The organism is Lentzea jiangxiensis (assembly GCF_900104175.1).
Classification (GTDB): domain Bacteria; phylum Actinomycetota; class Actinomycetes; order Mycobacteriales; family Pseudonocardiaceae; genus Lentzea; species Lentzea jiangxiensis.
On record NZ_FNIX01000005.1, the window covers coordinates 244,128 to 266,371 of the forward strand.

The following is a 22,244-nucleotide window of genomic DNA, read 5'->3' on the forward strand; positions in this document are numbered from 1 at the left end:
CGGTGAACTTCGGGGAGAAGCTCGCGAAGGCCGTCGCGGAGCACGGACCGCTGTGCGTCGGCATCGACCCGCACCCGAGCCTGCTGGAGGCGTGGGGCCTCTCACCGACCGCGGAGGGCCTCGAACGGTTCGCCCTCACGGCCGTGGAGGCGTTCGGCGGCAAGGTGTCCATGGTGAAGCCGCAGGCGGCGTTCTTCGAGGCCTGCGGGTCGCGTGGCGTCGCCGTGCTGGAGCGGGTGATCGCGGAGCTGCGCGACTCGGGCACGCTGGTGCTCGTGGACGCCAAGCGCGGCGACATCGGCTCGACCATGGCCGCCTACGCGCAGGCGTACCTCGCTGACGGCTCGCCGCTCGCCGGGGACGCCGTCACGGTCTCGCCGTTCCTCGGCTTCGGATCGCTGCAACCCGCGCTCGACACGGCGCGGGCGACGGGCCGGGGGGTGTTCGTCCTCGCCCTCACCTCCAACCCGGAGGGCGCCGAGGTCCAGCGCTCGGTTGCTCCGGACGGGCGAACCGTGGCGCAAACGATCATCGATTTCGCCACGGCTCGGAATTCCGGCATTTCCCCGTGCGGCGATGTCGGTCTCGTCGTAGGTGCCACGATCGGGGAAACGGATGCAGACCTCGCGGGGTTCAACGGACCGATCCTGGCGCCCGGTTTCGGCGCTCAGGGTGGCTCGGTGACCGATCTGAAACGGCTCTTCGGACCCGACATGCGCAACGTCTTTCCAACTTCTTCACGAGATGTTCTCAAGCATGGCCCCGACGTGTCTTCGCTGGTCAGCGCCGTGCGGAAGGTTCAGGAGAGCCTCTGAGGAGGGGCGCGCCGCAGCTTTTGGGGTGTGGCGCGCTCACCTGGGGAAACATGTGTTGGTAGGGTCCACGCCACCGGCTGCCCCGCTGGTCACCGGCCTCATAGCACACCTGGAGTGTGCGACGGGTAGTCGGTGGCGGTGATCAGGCGGCCGGAGGGTGTTGGTACTACTACCACCCGCCGCATCACTCATGACCGCTGAAGATTTACCTGACTGGGTCACGTTGTACTCAGGCAATTGCGGTCGGTACGGTCGCGGCACCGATCCGAAAAGAATCCACACCACGGAGGAAATCGTGGCTCTTCCCCAGCTTACCGAGGAGCAGCGAGCCGCAGCGCTGGAGAAGGCTGCTGCCGCTCGTCGCGCTCGGGCTGAGCTCAAGGAGCGCCTCAAGCGCGGCGGCACGACCCTGACGGACGTGCTCAAGGCCGCCGAGAGCGACGAGGTCCTGGGCAAGATGAAGGTGTCCGCGCTGCTCGAGGCCCTCCCGGGCGTCGGCAAGGTTCGCGCGCAGCAGATCATGGAGCGCCTCGAGATCGCTCCCAGCCGTCGCCTGCGCGGTCTCGGTGACCGCCAGCGCAAGGCCCTGCTCTCCGAGTTCAGCGGAGAGTGATTGGCACCGAGGCGGGGGCGGGTTCCACCCGTCCCCGCCTCACCGTCTTGTCCGGGCCGTCCGGCGTTGGCAAGTCCAGCGTCCTGGCGGAGCTGCGCAGGCAGCAGCCCGATGTGTACTTTTCCGTCTCGGCGACCACCAGGAAGCCGAGGCCGGGCGAGGTCGACGGAGTGCACTACCACTTCGTGGACCACGAGAAGTTCCAGCAGATGGTCGACGCGGGCGAGTTCCTCGAACACGCCGACTTCGCCGGAAACCGCTACGGAACTCCTCGCAGGCCCGTCGAGGAAGCGCTGGCTTCCGGCCGTCCCGCACTGCTGGAGATCGAACTGCAGGGCGCGCGGCAGGTCCGCGTGGCCATGCCCGAGGCCCAGCTGGTCATGCTGATGCCCCCGTCCTGGGAGCACCTGGTCGGCCGGCTGACCGGGCGCGGCACCGAACACCCGGACGTCGTCGCCCGCCGTCTCGAGATCGCCCGCGAGGAGCTGGCGGCCGAGAAGGAGTTCGACGAGGTCGTCGTGAACGCCGACGTGCAGTCGGCCGCCGCCGACTTGCTATCCTTGATGGTCGGACCACGAATTTCAGGAGTCTGAAAGTGATCACCCACACCGAGCTCGGTCACCTGACCGGTTCCCCGGAGGGCATCACCAACCCGCCGATCGACGACCTGCTGGAGCAGGTGAGCTCGAAGTACGCGTTGGTGATCTACGCCGCGAAGCGTGCCCGCCAGATCAACGACTACTACGCGCAGCTCGGAGAAGGCCTGCTCGAGTACGTTGGCCCGCTCGTCGAGCCGGGTCCGCGCGAGAAGCCCCTCTCGATCGCTCTGCGAGAGATCCACGCGGGTCTCCTCGAGCACACCGAGGGCGAGTGACCTCCGCGTCCAGTGACGCTGATGCCCCCACCAAGCCCAGGATCATCCTGGGCGTTGGCGGGGGCATCGCCGCGTACAAGGCCTGTGAGGTGCTGCGGCGGCTGACGGAGTCCGGTCACTCCGTGCGGGTCGTCCCGACCGAGGGCGCGCTCAAGTTCGTGGGAGCGGCCACGTTCGAGGCGCTGTCGGGCCAGGTCGTGTCCGCCGACCCGTTCGACGACGTGCACGAGGTGCCGCACGTCAAGCTGGGGCAGAACGCCGACCTCGTCGTGGTGGCCCCGGCGACGGCGAACCTCATCGCGAAGGCCGCGCACGGCCTCGCCGACGACCTCCTGACGAACACCCTGCTGACCGCGCGCTGCCCGGTCCTGCTGGTGCCGGCGATGCACACCGAGATGTGGGAGCACCCGGCCACCCAGCACAACGTGGCGCTGCTGCGCTCGCGCGGTGTCCTCGTCGCCGAGCCCGCGTCCGGCCGGCTGACCGGCAAGGACACCGGCAAGGGCCGTCTGCCCGACCCCGCCGAGATCGTGGAGCTGGCCCGGCTCCTGCTCGTGCGGCCGGACGCCCTGAAGCGCTCGCTCGAAGGCGTGCACGTGGCCATCTCCGCCGGCGGCACGCGCGAAGCGCTCGACCCGGTGCGGTTCATCGGCAACCGGTCGTCCGGCAAGCAGGGCTACGCACTCGCGCGGGTGGCCGCGCAGCGGGGTGCACGAGTGACTTTGGTCGCGGGCAACACGGCGGACCTGGCCACTCCGGCGGGCGTCGACCTGGTGCGCGTGGGCTCGGCGGTGGAGCTGCGCGACGCCATGCACAAGGTCGCGGCCGACGCGGACGTGGTCGTGATGGCCGCCGCGGTGGCCGACTTCCGGCCGGTGTCGCTCACCGGCCACAAGATCAAGAAGACCGGCGGCGACCCCGACCCGATCGCGCTGACGAAGAACCCCGACATCCTCGTGGAGCTCGTTTCCGCACGTCGCACCGGCCAGCTGATCGTCGGGTTCGCCGCGGAGACCGGCGACGAGACGACGTCGGTGCTCGACTACGGCCGGGCCAAGCTGCGCCGCAAGGGCTGCGACCTGCTGGTGCTGAACGCGGTCGGCGACGGCAAGGCGTTCGAGCAGGAGGACAACGCCGGCTGGCTGCTGTCGCCGGACGGCTCCGAGACGCCTATCCCGCACGGCCCGAAAACGCAAGTCGCGTCCGCGGTGTGGGACGCGGTTACCGCTCGCTTGACCGAGTCTCAGTAGAATTCCCGAAGTCCAACCCGCAATTAAGGAGTGTCCGTGAGCCAGCACAGCAGCAGGCTGTTCACCAGTGAGTCGGTGACCGAGGGACACCCGGACAAGATCTGCGACGCGATCAGCGACTCGATCCTGGACGCGTTGCTGGCCAAGGACCCGCGCTCCCGCGTCGCGGTGGAGACCCTGGTCACCACCGGTCAGGTCCACGTCGCGGGTGAGGTCACCACCGAGGCGTACGCGGACATCCCCACGATCGTCCGCGAGAAGATCCTGGAGATCGGCTACGACTCGTCGCAGAAGGGCTTCGACGGCAACTCCTGCGGCGTGAACGTCGCCATCGGCGCGCAGTCCCCGGACATCGCGCAGGGCGTCGACACGGCGTTCGAGGAGCGCGTCGAGGGTGCCGCGGACGAGATCGACAAGCAGGGCGCCGGCGACCAGGGCCTGATGTTCGGCTACGCGTGCACCGACACGCCCGAGCTCATGCCGCTGCCGATCGCGCTGGCCCACCGCCTCTCGCGCCGCCTGACCGCGGTCCGCAAGGACGGCACCGTCCCGTACCTGCGCCCCGACGGCAAGACCCAGGTCACCATCGAGTACGCGGGCGACCAGCCCGTGCGCCTCGACACGGTCGTCATCTCCACCCAGCACGCCGACGGCATCGACCTCGAGAAGCTCCTCGGCGTCGACCTGCGCGAGCACGTCGTGGCCCCCGAGATCGCCGAGCTCGGCCTCGACACCGCGAACGTCCGCCTGCTGACCAACCCGACCGGCCGCTTCGTCATCGGCGGCCCGATGGGCGACGCGGGCCTCACCGGCCGCAAGATCATCGTCGACACCTACGGCGGCATGGCCCGCCACGGCGGCGGCGCCTTCTCCGGCAAGGACCCGTCGAAGGTCGACCGCTCCGCCGCCTACGCCATGCGCTGGGTCGCGAAGAACACCGTCGCCGCCGGCCTGGCCACGCGCGTCGAGGTCCAGGTCGCCTACGCCATCGGCAAGGCGGCCCCCGTCGGCCTGTTCGTCGAGACCTTCGGCACCGAGACCGTCGACCCGCAGAAGATCCAGCAGGCCATCACCGAGGTCTTCGACCTCCGGCCCGCCGCGATCATCCGCGACCTCGACCTGCTGCGCCCGATCTACGCTCCGACCGCCGCGTACGGCCACTTCGGCCGCACCGACGTCGACCTCCCCTGGGAGTCGACGGACCGCGCCGAGGCCCTGCGCAACGCCGCCGGCGCCTGATCCGGCTTCCGGACGGCCCGCTTCCCCTCGGGGAGGCGGGCCGTCCGTCGTTCGTGGAGCCTGCGCGCGTTGTGCTCGGGCGGCGGGCAGGGCGACAGTTGTCCGGGCGAACGGCGACTTCGCCTTCACCGACGCGGAAACGTCTGCGCTCGCTGAGAACCACCGCCGGCTCGTGCCGATCAGGCTGTCGCTCACGGCCGGACCGGGTGTGTCGTGGCGTTACGCCGCCGAAGAAGTGTGGAGTCGTCTGTCCCAAAAGACCCGGCAACATCGGCGGCGTTGGTGGTGTCGGGATCAGCGAGCAGGAAATCACTGTGGCTGCAGGAAGAACAGCCTACGCGGAGCATCTCGTCCACGAGGTGCCGTTGGCCGACCGGCGACGACGGCCGGTGTCGGACGCACGACCTCGTGCTGCTGGGACCCAACGGTTTCCGCCGTGAGCTCGCCGGCTCGTCTGACCGTGCGGGTGGCTCGTCGTCGGTGCGCGGATACAGCCGTGTGCTGACGTTCGGGAACTCCGGCTGGTACGACCTGACCGTCACGGTCACATCGAGAACGGTCAGGAGTCGATCTCAGGCTAACGTCTGACCCGTGGAGATCACGGGGGACGAGATCCGGCGGCAGATGGTCGACCACGAGTCGCTGGAACCGAGGGGACTGGTCATCACCGGTGCGCGGATCACCGGTCAGCTCGACCTCTCCGACGTGGTGGCGAAGCGGCCGTTGGTGCTGCAGGACTGCACCACCGAGGAGACCGTGCTGCTCGACCGCGCGCACTTCTCCGCGCTGGACCTCTCGGGCCTCGTGGCGCCCGCGGTGCACGCCCGCGGTCTGGCGGTCGACCACCACCTGCGGCTGAGCGGGGCCAAGCTCAGCGCCGAGGAGTCGGTCGACGCGCTGCACATGCGGATCGGCGGCAGCGTCTACCTGGAGGACGGGTTCCACGCGGCGGGCATGGTGACGTTGAGCAGCTCGCGCATCGCCGGGGTGCTGGCGTGCCGGGGCGCGCGGTTCGACGCCCGGCTGAACATCGTCGACCTGCACGTCGGGGACGGGATCTTCCTCATGCAGGGCTGTCAGGTCACCGGCTCCGACGACGACCACGCGGCGGTGCGCATGCGCGGCACGCACATCGACGGCCAGCTCGTGCTGCGGCAGGGGCGGTTCCGCTCGCCCGGCGTCGCGCTCGACCTGCGGCACGTGCGCGTCGGCAAGGAGCTGCTGATGCCGTTGGACGGCATCGAGGGCCGGGTGCAGCTCGAAGGCCTGGTCTACGAAGGTTTACCGCGCGACGCCACTGTGGACGAATGGCTGACGCTGCTCTCCACCCGCACGCCCTACTACTCGACGCAGCCGTGGGTGCAGCTCGCCGCGGCGCACTCCGCCGCCGGCCACGAACGCGACGTGCGCCGGATCCGCATCACCGCGCAACGCGACCTGCGCCGCCGCGGCCAGCTCTCCCGGTGGGGCCGCACGTGGCACCTCGTCCGCGGGGTGACCGTCGGGCACGGTTACCGCCCCGGGCTCGCCCTGGTGTGGCTCGCGGGAGTGCTCGCCGTGTCGGCGGGTGTGGTGCTCCTCTCCGGTGCCGTGCGGTGCTCGACCGTCGAACAGGTCGGCTACGCCCTCAACGTCGCGACGCCGCTGGTCAAGGTCGACGCGGCGCGCTGCACCGTCGACGCGGCCTCGGGAGCGGGCCAGTTCGTGCTGGCGTCGACGTGGCTGCTGCAGATCCTGGCGTGGGCGTTCGCGACCCTGTTCGTGGCGGGCTTCACCGGTTTGGTGAGGCGCAACGCGTGACTGTCGGTGGTGTCTGATACACCAGGGGCATGAGCGAGAAGACCGGAGCGAGAAAAGGGGAGCGCGTCCCCGCCGAGTCGCTGCCGGTCGCCCGGATCGTGGTGGACGTGCCGCTGGCCCACCTCGACCGGCCCTTCGACTACGCCGTTCCGTCCGAACTGGACGCGACCGCCGTCCCGGGCTGCCGCGTGCGCGTGCGGTTCGCGGGCCAGCTCGTCGACGGCTACCTCCTGGAACGCGTCGAGACCTCCGAGTACGGCAAGAAACTGGCGTTCCTCGAGAAGGTCGTCTCGCCCGAACCGGTGCTGGCACCGGAGATCGCCGCACTGGCGCGCGCCATCGCCGACCGGTACGCGGGCGGCATGATCGACGTGCTGCGCCTGGCCATCCCGCCGCGCCACGCCCGTGCGGAGGCCGCGCCGTCGGGGGAGGCGCCGCCGCTGCCACGGGTCCCGGCCTGGGTGGGGGAGCAGGCGGCCCAGGTGGTTTCGACGGCAGGAGCCGCGGACTCGCCGGATGAGGCCGACCTCGCTGTGGCCGAGGACCCCGCTGTGGCTGGGGATGCTGCTGTGGCTGGGGATGCTGCTGTGGCTGGGGATGCTGCTGTGGCTGGGGATGCTGCTGTGGCTGGGGACGGGACCATCAAGGCCACCGGCTCCTCCGACTCCGCCGGCTCTGCCGTGTCCGCCGATGGCACCGACTTCGCCGTGGATGGCGAGTCCGCTGTGGGCGGCGATTTCCGTGCGGCTGTTGACACTGCCGTGACCGCCGACTCCGGTGCGACCCCTGACCCCACAACGGCCGGCGGCCCCGCCCTGTCCGCCGAGCCCGTCGATCCCATCGCGCTCGCCGCACCTGCCGACCAGACGTCGCCCGCCAACCCGGCGGCGTCCGGCGGCGCGGAGTCGTCCGGCTCGCCCGACGCCGCACCCGACGCCGTCGCGGTGCCCGCCACGCCGGTCGACCCCACCGCCGGCCGCGGCGTATCGGCCGATCCCGCTGCACATTCCGCCGAACAGCCCGTGCGCTCCCAGTTGCCGCCCGTTCCCGCCGACGCCTGGTCGCGATACCCCCGCGGCCCCAAGTACCTGGAGGCCCTGCGCGAGGGCCGTCCGGCGCACGCCGTCTGGCAGGCGTTGCCCTCCGAGGACTGGCCCGCCCGCCTCGCCGAGGCGGCGGCCGCCGTCGCGTCGACCGGTCGCGGCGTGGTGATCGTCGTTCCCGACCACCGCGACCTCGCGCGGGTCGCCGAGGCGTGCGCCGAGCTGATCGAGGGCGTGGTGACCCTGTCGGCCGACCTCGGGCCGTCGGAGCGGTACAAGCGCTGGCTCGCGGTGCGCCGGGGCGTGGCGCGGGTCGTGGTCGGCACGCGCGCGACGGCCTTCGCGCCGGTCGAGGACCCCGGGTTGCTCGTGGTGTGGGACGACGGTGACGACCTGCACGTCGAGCAGCGGTCGCCGTACCCGAACGTGCGGGACGTGCTGGTGCAGCGTGCGCACATGACGGGGGCCGCGCTTCTGATCGGAGGGTTCGCGCGCACGGCCGAGGCGCAGTTGCTGGTCGAGACCGGCTGGGCGCACGAGATCGTGGCGTCGCGCGAGACGTTGCGCGCCATCGCGCCGCGTGTGGTGTCCGTGGGCGACAACGAGTGGCAGGACGTCAAAGACCCCGCCGCTCGCACGGCTCGGCTGCCGTCCATCGCGTTCGAAGCGGCGCGGTTCGCCCTCTCCGACTCGCCGGTGCTCATCCAGGTGCCACGGCGCGGGTACGTGCCGTCCCTGGCGTGCGGTCAGTGCCGTGGCCCGGCCCGGTGCCGTCGCTGCGCGGGGCCGTTGGCGTTGCCGGGCGGCACCGAGGACGGCTTGCCGAAGCCCGCGTACTGCCGGTGGTGCGCGGCGACCGAGGCCGGGTTCCGCTGCCCGACGTGCGGCTCGCGCAAGCTGCGGGGTCAGATCATCGGCGCCCGGCGCACGGCGGAGGAGCTCGGGCGCGCGTTCCCCGGTCACCCGGTGCGGACCAGCGGTGCGGACGAGGTGCTGACCAAGGTGCCGGGCAAACCCGCCCTGGTCGTCGCCACGCCCGGTGCCGAACCCGTCGCCGAAGGCGGCTACGGCGCGGTGCTGCTGCTCGACGGCTGGGCGTTGCTCGGCCGAGCCGACCTGCGCGCCTCCGAGGAAACGCTCCGGCGGTGGATGACGGCGGCGGGTCTCGTGCGCCCCGGCACTGGCCGCGTGGTCGTGATCGCCGACTCGTCCCTGACCCCGGTGCAGGCGCTCGTCCGCTGGGACCCGGTGTGGCACGCCGCCACCGAACTGGCCGCGCGGACCGAACTGGGCTTCCCGCCGGCGGTCCGGATGGCGACCGTCGACGGCACCCCGGACGCGGTGAACGCCCTGCTCGACGAGCTGCGGCTGCCGCCGACCGGCGAGGTCCTCGGCCCGGTGCCGCTGGGCGACGACGAGACCAGAGAGCGCGCACTGGTGCGCGTCTCGCGTGCCGAAGGCCGTCAGCTCGCCGCTGTGCTGGCCGAGGCGCAGGCCGTCCGGACGGCGCGCAAGGAGCAGGAGCTGGTGCGCATCAAGCTCGACCCGCTCGAGGTCCTGTAGGGCTTCAGCTCTCGTAGTGGGAGCGCAGGCCCGCGATGTGCTCGCGGATGTCCTCGTCGGTGAGCTTCTCGTACTCGAGGTACTCGCTCATGTAGGTCATCAGGTCGTCGCGCTCGGCGTGCTGCTCGCTCGCGATCACGTGCGCCGTCGTGCCCGCGATGCCCGCCGGGAACAGCAGGAAGCCGTCGAGGCCCGCCATGGTGTCGAACGAGGCGTTCTTGGCCTCCCAGAGCGCCCAGACGTCCTCCTCGCGGCCGCACTCGGCGAGCAGCAGGGCGGCGAGCACCATGGCGTCGCGCACGCCCCAGCCCTCCTGGTGGGCGGCGGTCTCCTCGGCGAGCAGGTGGCGTAGCAGGTCTGCGTCGTCGTCGCGGCGTTCGCGCAGCAGGAGGTGCAGCGCCTCCTCGCGGTCGGCCTCGTCGAGCGGGGTGTTCGTGAAAGTGGTTCGCAACTGGTCAAGATCGATCGACACGCTCGCACCTTAGGCCTTCCTCAAGGGGTGTTGCCATCCGGTCGCAAGGGAGTAGAAGTTTCCGCATGTTGCGAACGGTTGCCGCAGTGACGCTCTCCGTCGTACTGGTCGCCCCTGCCACGGCAGGGGCGGCGGAACCACCGCCACGCGTGCCCGAGCAGGTGGGCTGGGGAGGCGCTGTGTCCAGCGTCGACCCCGACGCGTCCCAGATCGGCATCGACGTGCTCCGCCGCGGTGGCAACGCGGTCGACGCCGCCGTGGCCACCGCCGCCGCGCTCGGCGTGACCGACCCGTTCAGCGCCGGGATCGGCGGTGGCGGGTTCTTCGTCCACTACGACGCCCGCACCGGTCGCGTGTCCACATTGGATGGACGCGAGACCGCGCCGCGCTCCGCCACCGACCAGCTCTTCGTGGAGAACGGCCAGCCCCTGCCGTTCGCCGAGGCGATGACCAGCGGCCTGTCCGTCGGCGTCCCCGGCACCCCGAAGACGTGGCAGCAGGCGCTGCGCCGGTGGGGCACGCTCGACCTGCGGGAGGCCATGGCGCCCGCGGAAGCGCTGGCTCGGCGCGGGTTCGTCGTCGACAAGACGTTCAACACCCAGATCACGAGCAACGCCGCCCGCTTCGCCGACTTCACCTCGACCCGCGACCTCTTCCTGCCGGGGGGCCAGCCTCCGGCGATCGGCAGCACGTTCCGCAACCCGCAGCTCGCCGACACCTACCGCGAGCTCGCCCGCACCGAGCTCGCGTCGCTGTACGGCGGAGCCGTGGGCCGCGACCTGGTGAAGGCCGTGCGTCAGCCGCCGGTCGTGCCCGGATCGACCCGCAACGTCCGCGCCGGCGACATGCAGCTCTCCGACCTGGCCCGCTACCGGGTCGAACGCCGCGACCCGACGCACACGCGCTACCGCGGCCTCGACGTCTACGGCATGGCGGCGCCGTCGTCCGGCGGCACCACCGTCGGCGAGGCCCTCAACATCCTCGAGTCGACCGACCTGTCGAAGGCCTCCGACGTCGAGTACCTGCACCGCTTCATCGAGTCGACGAAGCTCTCCTTCGCCGACCGCCTGCGCTGGGTCGGTGACCCGGCCTTCTCGCGCGTGCCGACCGAGGGCCTGCTGTCGCAGGAGTTCGCCGACAGCCGCGCGTGCCTGATCAAGCCCGACGCCGTGCTGCCCGCCCCGCAGCCCGCCGCCGGCCCCCGCAACCCCCGGGCCTGTGAAGCCACCGCGGGCATCTCCGCGCTGCGCGAGGACGCCGAACGCACGACGCACCTCACCACCGCCGACCGCTGGGGCAACGTCGTCGCCTACACCCTCACCATCGAGGCGGAGGGCGGCAGCGGCATCGTCGTGCCGGGGCGCGGCTTCCTGCTCAACAACGAGCTCACCGACTTCGAGTTCGTCGCCCCCACGCCGGGCGTCCCGCACCCGAACCTCCCCGGCCCCGGCAAGCGTCCGCGCTCGTCCATGGCCCCGACCGTCGTCCTCGACCACGGCAAGGTCGTCCTCGCCGTCGGCTCGCCGGGCGGCTCCACCATCATCACCACGGTCACCCAGATCCTGACCGCGCGCCTGGACCGCAAGATGTCCCTGCTCGACGCCGTGGCGGCCCCGCGCGCCTCGCAGCGCAACGCGGCCACCACCCCGGCCGAAGCGGCGTTCCTCGCCGCCTCGACCACCGCGGGCCTGCAGGCGATCGGGCACAGGTTCAGCCAGAACGCCGAGATCGGCGCCGCGACGGCCGTCGAACGGGCCTCCCACGGCCGCTGGCGCGCCGTGGCCGAACCGACCCGGCGCGGAGGTGGTGCGGCCCGCGTGGTGACGGTGGGCTGAGCTAGGCGTTGGTGCGTCCGTCGATGCGTTCCCTGATGAGGTCGGCGTGGCCGTTGTGCTGCGCGTACTCCTCGATCAGGTGGAGGTAGAGCCACCGCACCGACATCTCGCCCGCCTGCTCGTGCAGGAACACGTCGTCGAGGTCCCGCGCCGCCACCGCGGCGCGGGCCTCGGCCATCTCGGCGACGAGCTCGGCGTACTCGGCCTCGGCACGGGCCGGGTCCAGGTCGCCGAACGCGAGGTCGGGAACGTCCGGCGCGCGGTGGAGGGGCTCGACGTCCTGCCTCGCCAGCCGGATGCGCCACCACATGCGCTCCACGTCCGCGAGGTGCCGGATCAGGCCCTGCAGCGTGAGGTTCGACGGGGGCGCGGACACCGTGGCGAGCTGCTCGCCGGTGAGGCCCGCGCAGTTGCGCAGGAACATCGCCCGGTGGCGGTCCAGCAGCGCTTCGAGCAACGTGCGCTCCGCGCCGACCAGCGGTTCCTCGGTCAGTTCTACTTCGGGTGCCTTCCAGGTCATGGTCCATGCCTAGCGGATGACGCCCTCGCGGACGATCTCTTTACCGCCGGGCGAGCCGGAGCCTCCCGGCTCGAAGGTCCGGTGGTCACCGCGTCCGGGCCAGTTCGACACCGAGCCTCAGTGCGGCCACATCAGCCTGCTGACCTGGCGGTGTCCCCCTTGCGGCCGAGCGGGGCGGCCGATCTTCCCACCTCGGGCTGATGCGGGGTCGACCCGCGAGACGATGTGCGGTGACCTGCGCGAACGGCACAGTTGACGCCATGACGACAACCACGGTCTCCCGTTCCCGCGCAGCCCACGTCGACCTGCACGCGGTGTTCCGGCCCGTGCTGACCGCCCTGCGCCTCACCGGCCACTTCGTCGTGGCGCTGATGGGCGTGATCTTCCTCGGCAGCGCGTCCGGGCACTGACCGCGCTCCTCGTAGACTGGCCTCCAGTCCACACGAGGAGCACTGCGTGACCGTCCAACCCATCCGCCTGTTCGGCGACCCCGTGCTGCGCACCGCGGCCGCCGAGGTCACCGACTTCGACAAGGAACTGCGCACCCTGGTCAAGGACCTGTGGGACACGATGCAGGACGCGGGCGGAGCCGGCCTCGCCGCGCCTCAGCTCGGTGTGGGGCTGCGCGTGTTCACCTACCACTGCGACGGCTTCGCGGGACACCTCGTCAACCCCACGTGGGACGTGGTCGGCGAGGAGATGCAGGACGGCTCCGAGGGATGTCTGTCCATCCCCGGTATGTCGTGGGACTGCAAGCGCCACCTGCACGTCGTGGCCAAGGGCTGGAACATGCACGGCGAGCCCGTCGAGGTCGAAGGCACCGAGACGCTGGCGCGCTGCATCCAGCACGAGAGCGACCACCTCGACGGCGTGCTCTTCCTCGACCGCCTCGACGCCGAGACGCGCAAGCAGGCCATGCGCGAAATCCGGCAGTCCGAGTGGTTCGACGGTACGGTGCCCACCTTGAAGCAGAGCCCGCACCCACTCTTCGGCAGGTCCAGCTGACCATGCGACTCGTGTTCGCCGGCACGCCCGAGGTCGCACTGCCCTCGTTGCGCGCCTTCATCGACTCCTCCCGCCACGACGTCGTCGCCGTGGTCACCCGTCCCGACGCCCCCTCCGGCCGCGGTCGCAGACTGGAGCGCTCCCCGGTGGGCGCGCTCGCCGACGAGCACGGCATCGAGGTCCTCACGCCCGCCAAGGCGGGCGACCCCGAGTTCCTGGAGCGCCTGCGCGCGCTGGAACCCGACGTCTGCCCGGTCGTCGCCTACGGCAACCTCCTGCCGCAGCGGACGCTCGACGTCCCCCAGTTCGGCTGGGTCAACCTCCACTTCTCCGTGCTGCCCGCGTGGCGCGGCGCGGCGCCGGTGCAGGCCGCCGTGCGCAACGGCGACGACATCACGGGCGCCTCGACGTTCCGGATCGTCAAGGAGCTCGACGCCGGCCCGGTCTTCGGCGTGGTCACCGAGAAGGTGCGCGACCGCGACACCTCCGGCGACCTGCTGACCCGGCTGTCGATCTCCGGCGCCGACCTGCTTCTGTCCACTGTGGACGGCATCGAGGACGGCACCCTCCGCGCGGTCGAGCAGCCCTCCGACGGCGTGACCTACGCGCCGAAGATCGCCGTCGAGGACGCGCGCCTCGACTTCACGACGCCCGCGACGGCCGTCGACCGCCTGGCGCGCGCCGTGACGCCGGAGCCCGGCGCGTGGGCCGAGTTCCGGGGCGAGCGCCTCAAGCTCGGGCCCGTGACGCCGGTGGACGACGTGACGCTGCCCGCGGGCGAGGTGCTCGTCGAGCGCAAGCGCGTGCTCGTGGGCACCGCGACCACCGCCGTGGCCCTCGGCGAGGTCCAGGCGCAGGGCAAGAAGCGCATGGCCGCGACCGACTGGTCCCGCGGCATCCGGATCGAAGCAGGGGAGCGCATCTCATGACGTGCTCCCGACCGAGCTTGGCAAGCGTCGCCGTCGAGCGACCCAGGACAGTGGAGCACAGCGCATGACCGGCCACCCGCGAGGCGCTTCCAAGCCTTCCCGCCCGAGCAGGCCGCACCCGCCGCGCCGGCGCACCGGACCCTCCCGGCCGCCGGTGGAGGACCCGGCACGCCTCGCCGCGCTGGAGACGTTGCGCGCCGTGCGCCAACGCGACGCGTACGCGAACCTCGTTCTGCCGCAGATGCTTCGCGACCGTCGCATCACCGGTCGCGACGCAGCTCTGGCCACCGAGCTCACCTACGGCTCGGCGCGGGCACAGGGCCTGCTCGACGCCGTCATCGAGGCGTGCTCGGACCGCCCTCTGTCCGAAGTGGACGGCTCGGCGCTCGACGCGTTGCGGCTCGGTGCGTATCAGCTGCTGCGCACGCGCATTCCGTCCCACGCCGCGGTCGCCTCGACCGTCGACCTCGTGCGGGCCGAGCTCGGGTCCGGCATCGCCGGCTTCGTCAACGCCGTCCTGCGCCGGGTCGCCGAGCAGGACGAGGCCGCCTGGGTCGACGAGCTCGCACCCGACCCGGACACCGACCCGGTCGGCAACCTGGCCTTCACGCACGCCCACCCGCGCTGGATCGCGCAGGCGTTCGCGGAGGCCCTCGGCAGCCGCGAGGAGCCGCTGAAGCTGGCTCTCGAGGCCGACGACGCGCGGCCCGCCGTGCACCTCGTGGCACGTCCTGGCGAGGTGAGCGCCGACGAGCTCGCCGCCATCGTGGGCGGCGACGTGGCGCCGTACTCGCCTTACGGCGTGCACCTGGAGGCCGGGGCGGGCGACCCGGGCGATCTCGAGCCCGTCCGGGAACGCCTCGCCAACGTGCAGGACGAGGGCAGCCAGCTCTGCGCGTTGGCCCTCACTCGCGCGCCGCTCGAGGGCACTGATGACCGCTGGCTGGACCTCTGCGCGGGCCCGGGCGGCAAGGCCGCCCTGCTGGCCGCGCTGGTGGGCCTCGAAGGCGGCGAGCTGATCGCCGTCGAGAAGGCACCTCACCGCGCCGAGCTCGTCCGCAAGATCACCACCGGCCTGCCGGTCACCGTGGAGGTGGCCGACGGCCGCGAGACCGACTTCCTGGAAGGGGCGTTCGACCGAGTGCTGGTCGACGCGCCCTGCACCGGTCTCGGTGCCCTGCGCCGGCGCCCGGAGGCGCGGTGGAGGCGCCAGCCCGCCGATGTCGGCACGCTCACGAAGCTGCAGCGGGAGCTGCTGACCGAGGCGTTGCGACTGGTGCGGCCCGGCGGCGTCGTGGCTTATGTCGTGTGTTCACCTCATCTCTCCGAAACAGTCGGGGTCGTCACCGACGTCGTCCGCAAGACCGGGGCCGAGGTGCTGGACACGCGCGAGCTCTTCCCCGGAGTTCCGGACCTCGGGGACGGGCCGCACGTCCAGCTCTGGCCGCACCTGCACGGAACCGATGCGATGTTCTGCTCGGTGCTGCGACGTCCTGTCTGAGCGCTCGGGAACGACGTTAGCGACGGGGTCCGACAGTGCCGGGCCCCGTCGGCTCGTCCTGGGGCACAACGGCTCCGCGATTCACCGGTTCGAGTGACGGACGAGGAGAGGCCGGGCGAGTGCACGCCCGGCCTCCCGTCGCAAAGCCTCGGATCAGGACTTCAGCACGTGCAGAGCCGGCGGCTGGTTCGTGTAGGCACCACCGACGGCGTAGACCCACCTGCCGCCGGGACCCCACGCCAGACCCGCCGGGTAGAGCCCCCGCACCTCGTAGGAACGGGACTCGGTCAGAGAACCCGCCGGGAAGAGCCGCACCGACGTGTCGTCGTCGACGCCCGCGGCGAGCGCACCGCTGTCGGCGCTCGTCGAGACCGCCAGCGGGTAGGGACCGGTGTTGTAGCTGCCGCGCACGGCGAGCGTGTCGCTCGTGAACGACTGGACGTGGTACGGCGCACCGGACGCCACGTGGACCTGCGTGCCGTCCTTGGAGAACTCGACGTCACGCAGGTTGCTGCCCGCTTCACGGGTCGACGCCTGGACGACGAGCCCGTCCCCCTCTTCGCGCAGCAACTGCACCGTGGTGGGCGACAGCCCCGGCTGACCCGTCACCAGCACGCCGGGCTTGGCCGGGGACGACGCCAGCTGCTGCGGGCTGTAGTGCCCGGTCACCAGGCCCGTGCGGGCCTCCGCGCCGTTGAACCCGACGCGGCCGATGCCACCGTCCCACTGGTTGCAGCCGTGGCTGAAGTACAGGCGGTTGCCCGAGATCGCCAGGTCGGACGGGCACACCTCGCCGACCGGGTAGCGGGCGCGTTCGGTCAGCGTCAGCGTGTCCAGTGCGGCCACCGCGCCGTACTGGGACAGCGCGACGAAGACCGTGCCGCCGTCCGGGCTCAGCGCCAGACCCGTGGCGCCGGGCAGGTTCGACAGCTTGGTGACGACGTTGCCCGACAGGTCCGTGACGGCCACCGCGTGGTCGGTTCTGCTGCTCACGAACACGTGCCCCAGCGTCGGGTCCACCACGATGTCCGAGAAGGACGTCAGCGGCAACGGCACCGTGCGCTGCGGCGGTTCCGCCATCGCCGGCAGGGCGGTGGCCGCCACCAGGGCGGCCGAGATCGCGGTGGCGCTGAGCCACCGGTTCCACTTGCGCATCTTGCTCCCCTCAGTGTGCGGGTGATCACCCGCGGTGGGGACGTTATCGGCAGGGTCCGACGAAGTTGACCGCCTAACATCGCAGCGGTGACGACCCGTGGATTGCTCGGATTGGTCGCTTCCGGTTGTGGCGGCGTCGAGTCGTGGTTCCGCACGGAGCTCGCAGAACCCGCTGTGCAACGGGGGTGGCGGTTGGCCATCACGCTCACCCCGGCGGTCGTGCCGTGGTTCGAGGAGGCGGGTGAGCTGGCCGGGATCCAGGCGCTCACCGACCTGGAGGTCCGCTGGAACCCGCGGCTGCCGAGCCAGCCCAAGCCCTACCCGACCCCCGACGCGTTCATCTTCGCCCCCGCCAGCGCGAACTCGGTCGCCAAGCTGGCCCTGGGCATCGGCGACAACCAGGCGCTGACGGCGCTGAACGAGGCCATCGGCGTGGAGGGCTGCAAGGTCGTCGTCATGCCCCAGGCCAACGCCGACAAGCGCCGCCACCCGATGTGGGAGACGCACGTCACGACACTCACCGGTGCAGGTGTCGTCGTGGTCTCAGACGTGGCTCCCGGCAGGCTGCTCGACCTGCTGGACACCTAGACTCCACCGTTGTGGTCCACACGCCGATGATCGCCCCCAGCATCCTGTCCGCCGACTTCGCGCGCCTCGCCGACGAGCTCGCCGCGGTGCCCACCTCGGACTGGATCCACGTCGACGTCATGGACAACCACTTCGTGCCGAACCTGACCCTCGGCCTGCCCGTGGTGAAGTCGCTGCTGGAGGTCACCGACATCCCGATCGACTGCCACCTGATGATCGAGGACCCGGACCGCTGGGCCATCGGGTACGCCGAGGCGGGCGCCTACAACGTGACCGTGCACGTCGAGGCGGCGAACGACCCGATCGCGCTGGCCAAGAACCTCAGGGCCGCGGGCAGCAAGGCAGGCCTCAGCATCAAGCCGGGCACCCCGCTCGAGCCGTACGTCGAGGTCCTCAAGCACTACGACACGCTGCTCGTCATGTCGGTCGAGCCGGGCTTCGGCGGCCAGAGCTTCATGGCCGACGTGCTGGACAAGGTGCGCCAGGCGCGTCACCTCGTCGACACCGGGCACCTCAAGCTGCTGGTGGAGATCGACGGCGGGATCAACGCCGACACGATCGAGCAGGCCGCGCAGGCCGGGGTGGACTGCTTCGTCGCGGGCTCCGCCGTGTACGACGCCGCGGACCCCGGCAAGGCCGTGGAAGCCCTGCGCGCGCAGGCAGCCGGGGCGAGGTGACACCCGAGGACGCGATGGCGCTCGCCATCGCGGAGAGCGAGCGGGTGAGGGGTACGACCAGCCCCAACCCGCCGGTCGGGTGCGTCATCCTCGACGACGCCGGCAGGGCGGTCGGGTTCGGCGGCACGCGGCCGGCCGGTGGTGCGCACGCCGAGGTCATGGCGCTCAAGGAAGCGGGCACGAAAGCACAGGGCGGCACGGCCGTGGTCACCCTTGAGCCGTGTTCGCACTACGGCCGCACACCGCCGTGCACCGAGGCCCTCCTCGAAGCAGGCATCAAGCACGTCGTCCACGCCGTCAGCGACCCGAACCCGAAGGCGGCGGGCGGAGCGTCCGTGCTCAGGAAAGCCGGCGTCACGGTCGAAAGCGGCGTGATGGAACGCGAAGTCAGCACCGGTCCCCTCAGGGCGTGGCTGCACTACGCGCGCACGGGCCGTCCGCACGTCACGTGGAAGTACGCGGCCTCGCTCGACGGCCGGATCGCGGCGCGGGACGGCACGAGCCGGTGGATCAGCTCCGAGACCTCCCGCAAGGAGGTCCACGACCTGCGCGCGAAGCTCGACGCGATCGTCGTCGGCACGAACACCGTCATCAAGGACGACCCGGCGCTCACGGCCAGGGACGCGGACGGAATGCCGCTGGCCCGCCAGCCGTTGCCCGTGGTCGTGGGCATGAGCGACCTGCCGGGCGGGGCGAAGCTCCGGCACACCGCGCTGCACCTGCGCACGCACGACCCGGACGAGGTGCTGACCGCCCTCGCCGGACGGGGCGTCGTCGAGGTGCTGCTGGAGGGCGGGCCGACGCTGGCCGGTGCGTTCTGGCGGGCCGGCAGGGTCGACCGCGTGCTCGCCTACATCGCTCCAGCGCTGCTCGGGGACGGTCCCGCGGCGGTGCTGGACGCGGGCGTGTCGACCATCACGGACGCTGTCCGGTTGACAGTGGAAGACGTCACCATGAGCGGACCGGACTTGCGGATCAGCGCGGTTCCGCGAACTTAGGAGGAGCGGTGTTCACCGGGATCGTCGAGGAACTCGGCCAGGTCGTCGCGACGGAGGACCTGCCCGACGCGGCACGGGTCCGCATCGCCGGGCCGATCGTGACCAGCGACGCGAAGCACGGCGACTCCATCGCGGTGAACGGCGTCTGCCTCACCGTCGTGGAGGTCGCGGACGGCACCTTCACCGCGGACGTGATGCGCGAGACCCTCACGCGCAGCAGCCTCGCGAAGGTCGCCCGGGGCGACAAGGTCAACCTGGAGCGCGCGGCCGCGGTCGGCCAGCGCCTCGGCGGCCACATCGTGCAGGGTCACGTCGACGGCACGGGCACCATCCTCGCGCGCGAGAAGGCCGAGCACTGGGAGATCGTCCACATCGGACTCCCGCCGACCCTCGCCCGCTACGTCGTCGAGAAGGGCTCCATCACGGTCGACGGGGTCTCGCTGACGGTCGTGACCGTCAGCGAGGACGAGTTCACCGTGAGCCTCATCCCGACGACCCTCGAACTCACCACGCTCGGGCACCGGCTGCCCGGCGACCTGGTGAACCTGGAGGTCGACGTGCTGGCGAAGTACGTTGAACGACTGGCGATCCCGCACCTGCGGGCCATCGCGGGCGAGGAGGCCCAATGAGCACCGACTTCGCCGAGATCGAGCGCGCGATCTCCGACATCGCCGCCGGACGGCCCGTGGTCGTCGTCGACGACGAGGACCGCGAGAACGAGGGCGACCTCATCTTCGCCGCCGAGAAGGCGACGCCGGAGCTGCTCGCGTTCATGGTCCGCTACACGTCCGGGTACGTCTGCGTGGCGCTGACGGACTCCGACTGCGACCGCCTCGACCTGCCGCCGATGTACCACACGAACCAGGACCAGCGCGGCACCGCGTACACGGTCACGGTGGACGCGCGCGAGGGCGTCAGCACCGGCATCTCGGCCGCGGACCGCGCGCGCACGATCCGGTTGCTGGCCGACCCGACCGCGAAGGCCACCGACTTCAACCGGCCCGGTCACGTCGTCCCGCTCCGCGCCAAGGACGGCGGCGTGCTGCGCCGGCCCGGCCACACCGAGGCCTCCGTCGACCTGGCGCGTCTCGCGGGCCTGGCGCCCGCCGGCGTGCTCTGCGAGATCGTGTCGCAGAAGGTCGAGGAGGACATGGCCCGCCGCGACGAGCTCGAGGTCTTCGCCGCGGACCACGACCTCGCGCTGGTCACGATCGCCGACCTCATCGCGTACCGCCGCCGCGTCGAGACCCAGGTCGTGCGCGCCGCCGAGGCCCGCATCCCGACCGCGCACGGCGTGTTCACCGCGTACGGCTACGACAGCGTGCTCGACGGCATCGAGCACGTCGCGATGGTGTACGGCGAGATCGGCGACGGCGAGGACGTGCTGGTGCGCGTGCACTCCGAGTGCCTCACCGGTGACGTGCTCGGGTCGTTGAGGTGCGACTGCGGTCCGCAGCTCGACGCGGCGCTGGAAGCCGTCGCGGCGCAAGGACGCGGTGTCGTGCTCTACATGCGCGGCCACGAGGGCCGCGGCATCGGCCTGATGCACAAGCTGCAGGCCTACCAGCTGCAGGACGAGGGCGCGGACACCGTGGACGCGAACCTCGTGCAGGGCCTGCCGGCCGACGCGCGCGACTACGGCACGGGCGCGCAGATCCTCGTGGAGCTCGGCATCAAGTCCATGCGGCTGCTGACGAACAACCCGGCCAAGCGCGTCGGCCTGGAGGCCGGATACGGTCTGCGCGTGCTGGACCGGGTGCCGCTGCCGATCTCCCCGAACCCGGAGAACCTGCGGTACCTGCGCACCAAGCGCGACAGGATGGGCCACGAGCTGAACCAGCTGGAGCAGTACGAGGCCGTCGTTTCCGCAACGGAGGACCAGGAATGAGCGGCGAGGGCCGTCCAGAGCAGACGAAGCTCGACGGCAGGGGCCTGAGCGTCGCGATCGCGGCGACGCGCTGGCACACCAAGATCACCGATCAGCTCGTCGAGCGCGCCCTCAAGGCCGCCGAGGACGCGGGCTGCGTCGACACGACCGTCGTGCGCGTGGCGGGGGCGATCGAGCTCCCCGTCGTGGTGCAGGAACTGGCGCGCCACCACGACGCCGTGGTCGCGCTGGGCGTGGTCATCCGCGGTGGCACCCCGCACTTCGAGTACGTGTGCGACTCGGTGACCGACGGCCTCACGCGCGTCGCCCTCGACGAGTCGACGCCCGTGGGCAACGGCGTGCTGACCACCGACACCGAGGAGCAGGCGCTGGCCCGTGCCGGCCTGCCGGACTCGGTGGAGGACAAGGGCTACGAGGCGACCGTCGCCGCGATCGACACCGCACTGGTGCTGCGCGGCCTGCGCCAGCCGTGGACGGAGCGGGGTTTCGAATGATGACCGCGGAACGAATCGTCCTGCGCCCCAAGAAGATCCGCCGCGTCGCGTGGGCGTGCGCGATCGGTCTCGTCGTGGTGTTCACCGTGGTGGGCCTCCTGCTGGGCAACACGCCGACCGGCGTGATCTTCCGGACGTCCGACCAGGTCGCGATGATCGTGCTGGGCGTCCTGCTGGCGGGCGGCGTGCTGCTGCTGACGCGTCCGCGCGTCACCGCCGACGCCACGGGGATCGACGTGCGCAACGTCGTGACGTCGCACCACTTCGACTGGAACGACGTGCTGTCGGTCAGCTTCCCGGACGGTGCCGCGTGGGCCCGGCTGGAACTGCCGGACGACGAGTACATCTCGGTGATGGCCGTGCAGGCCGTGGACCGCGAGTACGCCGTGTCGTCCGTGCGCGCGTTGCGTGAGCTGCACAAGGCAGCACGCATCTAGGTCCACTGACCGAGGATCGCGCCCGCGAGCGTGAGTCCGACGACGTGATAGCCCGCTCCGATGGCCGCGAAGGTGATCGGGGCGGGCTTCGTCATGTCGTAGGCGCCCGTCACGAACCTGACCGGCGACGCGATGCCGACACCGATCACGAGCCCCAGCAGGAGACCTTCCATGACGGTGTCGGTGTCCGAGGCGGCGCCGATCATCGCGGTGACGAGCGTGAGGACGAAACACGTGGCCAGGGGCACCAGGTAGACGACGGGACTCGTCTTCTCGGGCTTGTTGAGGTCCCAGCCGGACGCCCGCTCCCAGGCCCTGCCGAAGGCGTGGTCGGCGTACCAGACCGTGCCCAGCGCGAAGTAGGCGATCGTGGCCACGATGACGGCCAACCAGTTCAGGTCGCCGAGCACGGTCAAGCTCATGTGGGTCTCCCGCGGTGGATCAGGGTGACTTGGCATCGCGGGGTGGTGGTGAGCTGTTACCGGTGGTCCGGGTTCCGGCATCACCGCGACGAATGGACCGCTCGCCCGCCGGAGAACGAGCGGTCC

24 protein-coding genes are annotated in these 22,244 nt (G+C 71.4%); 20 read left to right on the forward strand and 4 right to left on the reverse strand.

Going from position 1 to position 22,244, the window contains the following annotated elements:
- Positions 1-2 precede the first annotated feature (2 nt).
- The 8 genes from pyrF to BLQ91_RS42720 all read left to right on the forward strand — a co-directional run bounded on the left by pyrF (position 3) and on the right by BLQ91_RS42720 (position 9,197).
- Positions 3-815: an orotidine-5'-phosphate decarboxylase gene (pyrF, locus tag BLQ91_RS17920; protein ID WP_090098005.1), complete on the forward strand. Its 813-nt coding sequence runs from the start codon at positions 3-5 to the stop codon at positions 813-815.
- Positions 816-1,110: 295 nt separating this feature from the next.
- A complete protein-coding gene (gene mihF / locus BLQ91_RS17925; RefSeq protein ID WP_030471603.1) occupies positions 1,111-1,428 on the forward strand; it encodes an integration host factor, actinobacterial type in 318 nt (105 codons plus the stop codon).
- On the forward strand, positions 1,425-2,021 hold the full coding sequence (gmk, locus tag BLQ91_RS17930; RefSeq protein ID WP_090098006.1) for a guanylate kinase: 597 nt from the start codon (positions 1,425-1,427) through the stop codon (positions 2,019-2,021). Before mihF ends, gmk begins: the two co-directional genes overlap by 4 nt.
- A 2-nt stretch (positions 2,022-2,023) precedes the next feature.
- The gene (gene rpoZ, locus BLQ91_RS17935; protein ID WP_045313812.1) at positions 2,024-2,302 is read left to right on the forward strand and encodes a DNA-directed RNA polymerase subunit omega; all 279 of its coding nucleotides are present in this window, start codon (positions 2,024-2,026) and stop codon (positions 2,300-2,302) included.
- A complete protein-coding gene (coaBC, locus tag BLQ91_RS17940; RefSeq protein WP_176959801.1) occupies positions 2,299-3,552 on the forward strand; it encodes a bifunctional phosphopantothenoylcysteine decarboxylase/phosphopantothenate--cysteine ligase CoaBC in 1,254 nt (417 codons plus the stop codon). Before rpoZ ends, coaBC begins: the two co-directional genes overlap by 4 nt.
- Before the next feature lie 36 nt (positions 3,553-3,588).
- Positions 3,589-4,791 carry a methionine adenosyltransferase gene (gene metK / locus BLQ91_RS17945; RefSeq protein WP_176959802.1) on the forward strand — a complete coding sequence of 401 codons (1,203 nt, stop codon included), beginning with the start codon at positions 3,589-3,591 and terminating at the stop codon, positions 4,789-4,791.
- 591 nt (positions 4,792-5,382) lie between these two features.
- On the forward strand, positions 5,383-6,591 hold the full coding sequence (locus BLQ91_RS17950; RefSeq protein WP_090098007.1) for a hypothetical protein: 1,209 nt from the start codon (positions 5,383-5,385) through the stop codon (positions 6,589-6,591).
- A gap of 29 nt (positions 6,592-6,620) precedes the next feature.
- A complete protein-coding gene (locus tag BLQ91_RS42720; protein WP_245733582.1) occupies positions 6,621-9,197 on the forward strand; it encodes a primosomal protein N' family DNA-binding protein in 2,577 nt (858 codons plus the stop codon).
- A 4-nt stretch (positions 9,198-9,201) separates the two neighbouring features.
- Here the strand turns inward: BLQ91_RS42720 and BLQ91_RS17965 are convergent, their stop codons facing one another.
- Positions 9,202-9,669 (reverse strand): hypothetical protein, encoded by a 468-nt coding sequence (locus BLQ91_RS17965; protein ID WP_090098008.1) that lies wholly within the window; start codon positions 9,667-9,669, stop codon positions 9,202-9,204.
- A gap of 65 nt (positions 9,670-9,734) precedes the next feature.
- Between BLQ91_RS17965 and ggt the strand changes: the two genes are divergently transcribed.
- The gene (gene ggt / locus BLQ91_RS17970; protein ID WP_090098009.1) at positions 9,735-11,504 is read left to right on the forward strand and encodes a gamma-glutamyltransferase; all 1,770 of its coding nucleotides are present in this window, start codon (positions 9,735-9,737) and stop codon (positions 11,502-11,504) included.
- Position 11,505: 1 nt separating this feature from the next.
- Here the strand turns inward: ggt and BLQ91_RS17975 are convergent, their stop codons facing one another.
- Entirely contained in the window at positions 11,506-12,024 is a 519-nt protein-coding gene (locus BLQ91_RS17975; RefSeq protein ID WP_090098010.1) for a DinB family protein, read from the reverse strand.
- Between the two features lie 260 nt (positions 12,025-12,284).
- Between BLQ91_RS17975 and BLQ91_RS41385 the strand changes: the two genes are divergently transcribed.
- The 4 genes from BLQ91_RS41385 (at position 12,285) to BLQ91_RS17990 (ending at position 15,459) form a co-directional block, all read left to right on the forward strand.
- Positions 12,285-12,434, forward strand: a complete 150-nt coding sequence (locus BLQ91_RS41385; protein WP_176959803.1) for a hypothetical protein — start codon at positions 12,285-12,287, stop codon at positions 12,432-12,434.
- 46 nt (positions 12,435-12,480) lie between these two features.
- Entirely contained in the window at positions 12,481-13,029 is a 549-nt protein-coding gene (def, locus tag BLQ91_RS17980) for a peptide deformylase (RefSeq protein ID WP_090098011.1), read from the forward strand.
- 2 nt (positions 13,030-13,031) lie between these two features.
- On the forward strand, positions 13,032-13,958 hold the full coding sequence (gene fmt, locus BLQ91_RS17985; RefSeq protein WP_090098012.1) for a methionyl-tRNA formyltransferase: 927 nt from the start codon (positions 13,032-13,034) through the stop codon (positions 13,956-13,958).
- Between the two features lie 64 nt (positions 13,959-14,022).
- Positions 14,023-15,459, forward strand: coding sequence for an RsmB/NOP family class I SAM-dependent RNA methyltransferase (locus BLQ91_RS17990; protein ID WP_090098013.1), 1,437 nt, complete (start codon positions 14,023-14,025; stop codon positions 15,457-15,459).
- A 153-nt stretch (positions 15,460-15,612) separates the two neighbouring features.
- Here the strand turns inward: BLQ91_RS17990 and BLQ91_RS17995 are convergent, their stop codons facing one another.
- A complete protein-coding gene (locus BLQ91_RS17995) occupies positions 15,613-16,614 on the reverse strand; it encodes a YncE family protein (protein ID WP_090098014.1) in 1,002 nt (333 codons plus the stop codon).
- 87 nt (positions 16,615-16,701) lie between these two features.
- On the opposite strand from BLQ91_RS17995, the gene BLQ91_RS18000 reads away from it, so the two are divergent.
- The 7 genes from BLQ91_RS18000 to BLQ91_RS18030 are packed head-to-tail and all read left to right on the forward strand — an operon-like array spanning position 16,702 to position 21,696.
- On the forward strand, positions 16,702-17,202 hold the full coding sequence (locus BLQ91_RS18000; RefSeq protein WP_090098015.1) for a flavoprotein: 501 nt from the start codon (positions 16,702-16,704) through the stop codon (positions 17,200-17,202).
- A 26-nt stretch (positions 17,203-17,228) separates the two neighbouring features.
- On the forward strand, positions 17,229-17,879 hold the full coding sequence (rpe, locus tag BLQ91_RS18005; protein WP_090098225.1) for a ribulose-phosphate 3-epimerase: 651 nt from the start codon (positions 17,229-17,231) through the stop codon (positions 17,877-17,879).
- A gap of 14 nt (positions 17,880-17,893) precedes the next feature.
- On the forward strand, positions 17,894-18,877 hold the full coding sequence (gene ribD / locus BLQ91_RS18010; RefSeq protein ID WP_090098226.1) for a bifunctional diaminohydroxyphosphoribosylaminopyrimidine deaminase/5-amino-6-(5-phosphoribosylamino)uracil reductase RibD: 984 nt from the start codon (positions 17,894-17,896) through the stop codon (positions 18,875-18,877).
- 8 nt (positions 18,878-18,885) lie between these two features.
- The gene (locus BLQ91_RS18015) at positions 18,886-19,506 is read left to right on the forward strand and encodes a riboflavin synthase (RefSeq protein ID WP_090098016.1); all 621 of its coding nucleotides are present in this window, start codon (positions 18,886-18,888) and stop codon (positions 19,504-19,506) included.
- On the forward strand, positions 19,503-20,765 hold the full coding sequence (locus BLQ91_RS18020) for a bifunctional 3,4-dihydroxy-2-butanone-4-phosphate synthase/GTP cyclohydrolase II (RefSeq protein ID WP_090098017.1): 1,263 nt from the start codon (positions 19,503-19,505) through the stop codon (positions 20,763-20,765). Before BLQ91_RS18015 ends, BLQ91_RS18020 begins: the two co-directional genes overlap by 4 nt.
- Complete coding sequence (gene ribH, locus BLQ91_RS18025) at positions 20,762-21,259, forward strand: 6,7-dimethyl-8-ribityllumazine synthase (protein ID WP_090098018.1); 498 nt, start codon at positions 20,762-20,764, stop codon at positions 21,257-21,259. Before BLQ91_RS18020 ends, ribH begins: the two co-directional genes overlap by 4 nt.
- Entirely contained in the window at positions 21,256-21,696 is a 441-nt protein-coding gene (locus tag BLQ91_RS18030) for a PH domain-containing protein (RefSeq protein ID WP_425412497.1), read from the forward strand. The genes ribH and BLQ91_RS18030 overlap by 4 nt, the downstream gene beginning before the upstream one ends.
- On the opposite strand, the gene BLQ91_RS18035 is transcribed toward BLQ91_RS18030, so the two are convergent.
- Complete coding sequence (locus tag BLQ91_RS18035; RefSeq protein ID WP_176959804.1) at positions 21,693-22,118, reverse strand: DUF1761 domain-containing protein; 426 nt, start codon at positions 22,116-22,118, stop codon at positions 21,693-21,695. The genes BLQ91_RS18030 and BLQ91_RS18035 overlap by 4 nt on opposite strands.
- Positions 22,119-22,244 lie beyond the last annotated feature (126 nt).

Excerpts from the sequence above, each read along its gene's own strand:
- BLQ91_RS42720 (WP_245733582.1), top strand. The coding sequence starts at position 6,621 with ATGAGCGAGAAGACCGGAGCGAGAAAAGGGGAGCGCGTCCCCGCCGAG.
- ggt (WP_090098009.1), top strand. The coding sequence starts at position 9,735 with ATGTTGCGAACGGTTGCCGCAGTGACGCTCTCCGTCGTACTGGTCGCC.
- BLQ91_RS17975 (WP_090098010.1), bottom strand. The coding sequence starts at position 12,024 with ATGACCTGGAAGGCACCCGAAGTAGAACTGACCGAGGAACCGCTGGTC.
- BLQ91_RS41385 (WP_176959803.1), top strand. The coding sequence starts at position 12,285 with ATGACGACAACCACGGTCTCCCGTTCCCGCGCAGCCCACGTCGACCTG.
- fmt (WP_090098012.1), top strand. The coding sequence starts at position 13,032 with ATGCGACTCGTGTTCGCCGGCACGCCCGAGGTCGCACTGCCCTCGTTG.
- BLQ91_RS17990 (WP_090098013.1), top strand. The coding sequence starts at position 14,023 with ATGACCGGCCACCCGCGAGGCGCTTCCAAGCCTTCCCGCCCGAGCAGG.
- BLQ91_RS17995 (WP_090098014.1), bottom strand. The coding sequence starts at position 16,614 with ATGCGCAAGTGGAACCGGTGGCTCAGCGCCACCGCGATCTCGGCCGCC.
- rpe (WP_090098225.1), top strand. The coding sequence starts at position 17,229 with ATGATCGCCCCCAGCATCCTGTCCGCCGACTTCGCGCGCCTCGCCGAC.
- ribD (WP_090098226.1), top strand. The coding sequence starts at position 17,894 with ATGGCGCTCGCCATCGCGGAGAGCGAGCGGGTGAGGGGTACGACCAGC.
- BLQ91_RS18020 (WP_090098017.1), top strand. The coding sequence starts at position 19,503 with ATGAGCACCGACTTCGCCGAGATCGAGCGCGCGATCTCCGACATCGCC.
- ribH (WP_090098018.1), top strand. The coding sequence starts at position 20,762 with ATGAGCGGCGAGGGCCGTCCAGAGCAGACGAAGCTCGACGGCAGGGGC.
- BLQ91_RS18030 (WP_425412497.1), top strand. The coding sequence starts at position 21,256 with ATGATGACCGCGGAACGAATCGTCCTGCGCCCCAAGAAGATCCGCCGC.
- BLQ91_RS18035 (WP_176959804.1), bottom strand. The coding sequence starts at position 22,118 with ATGAGCTTGACCGTGCTCGGCGACCTGAACTGGTTGGCCGTCATCGTG.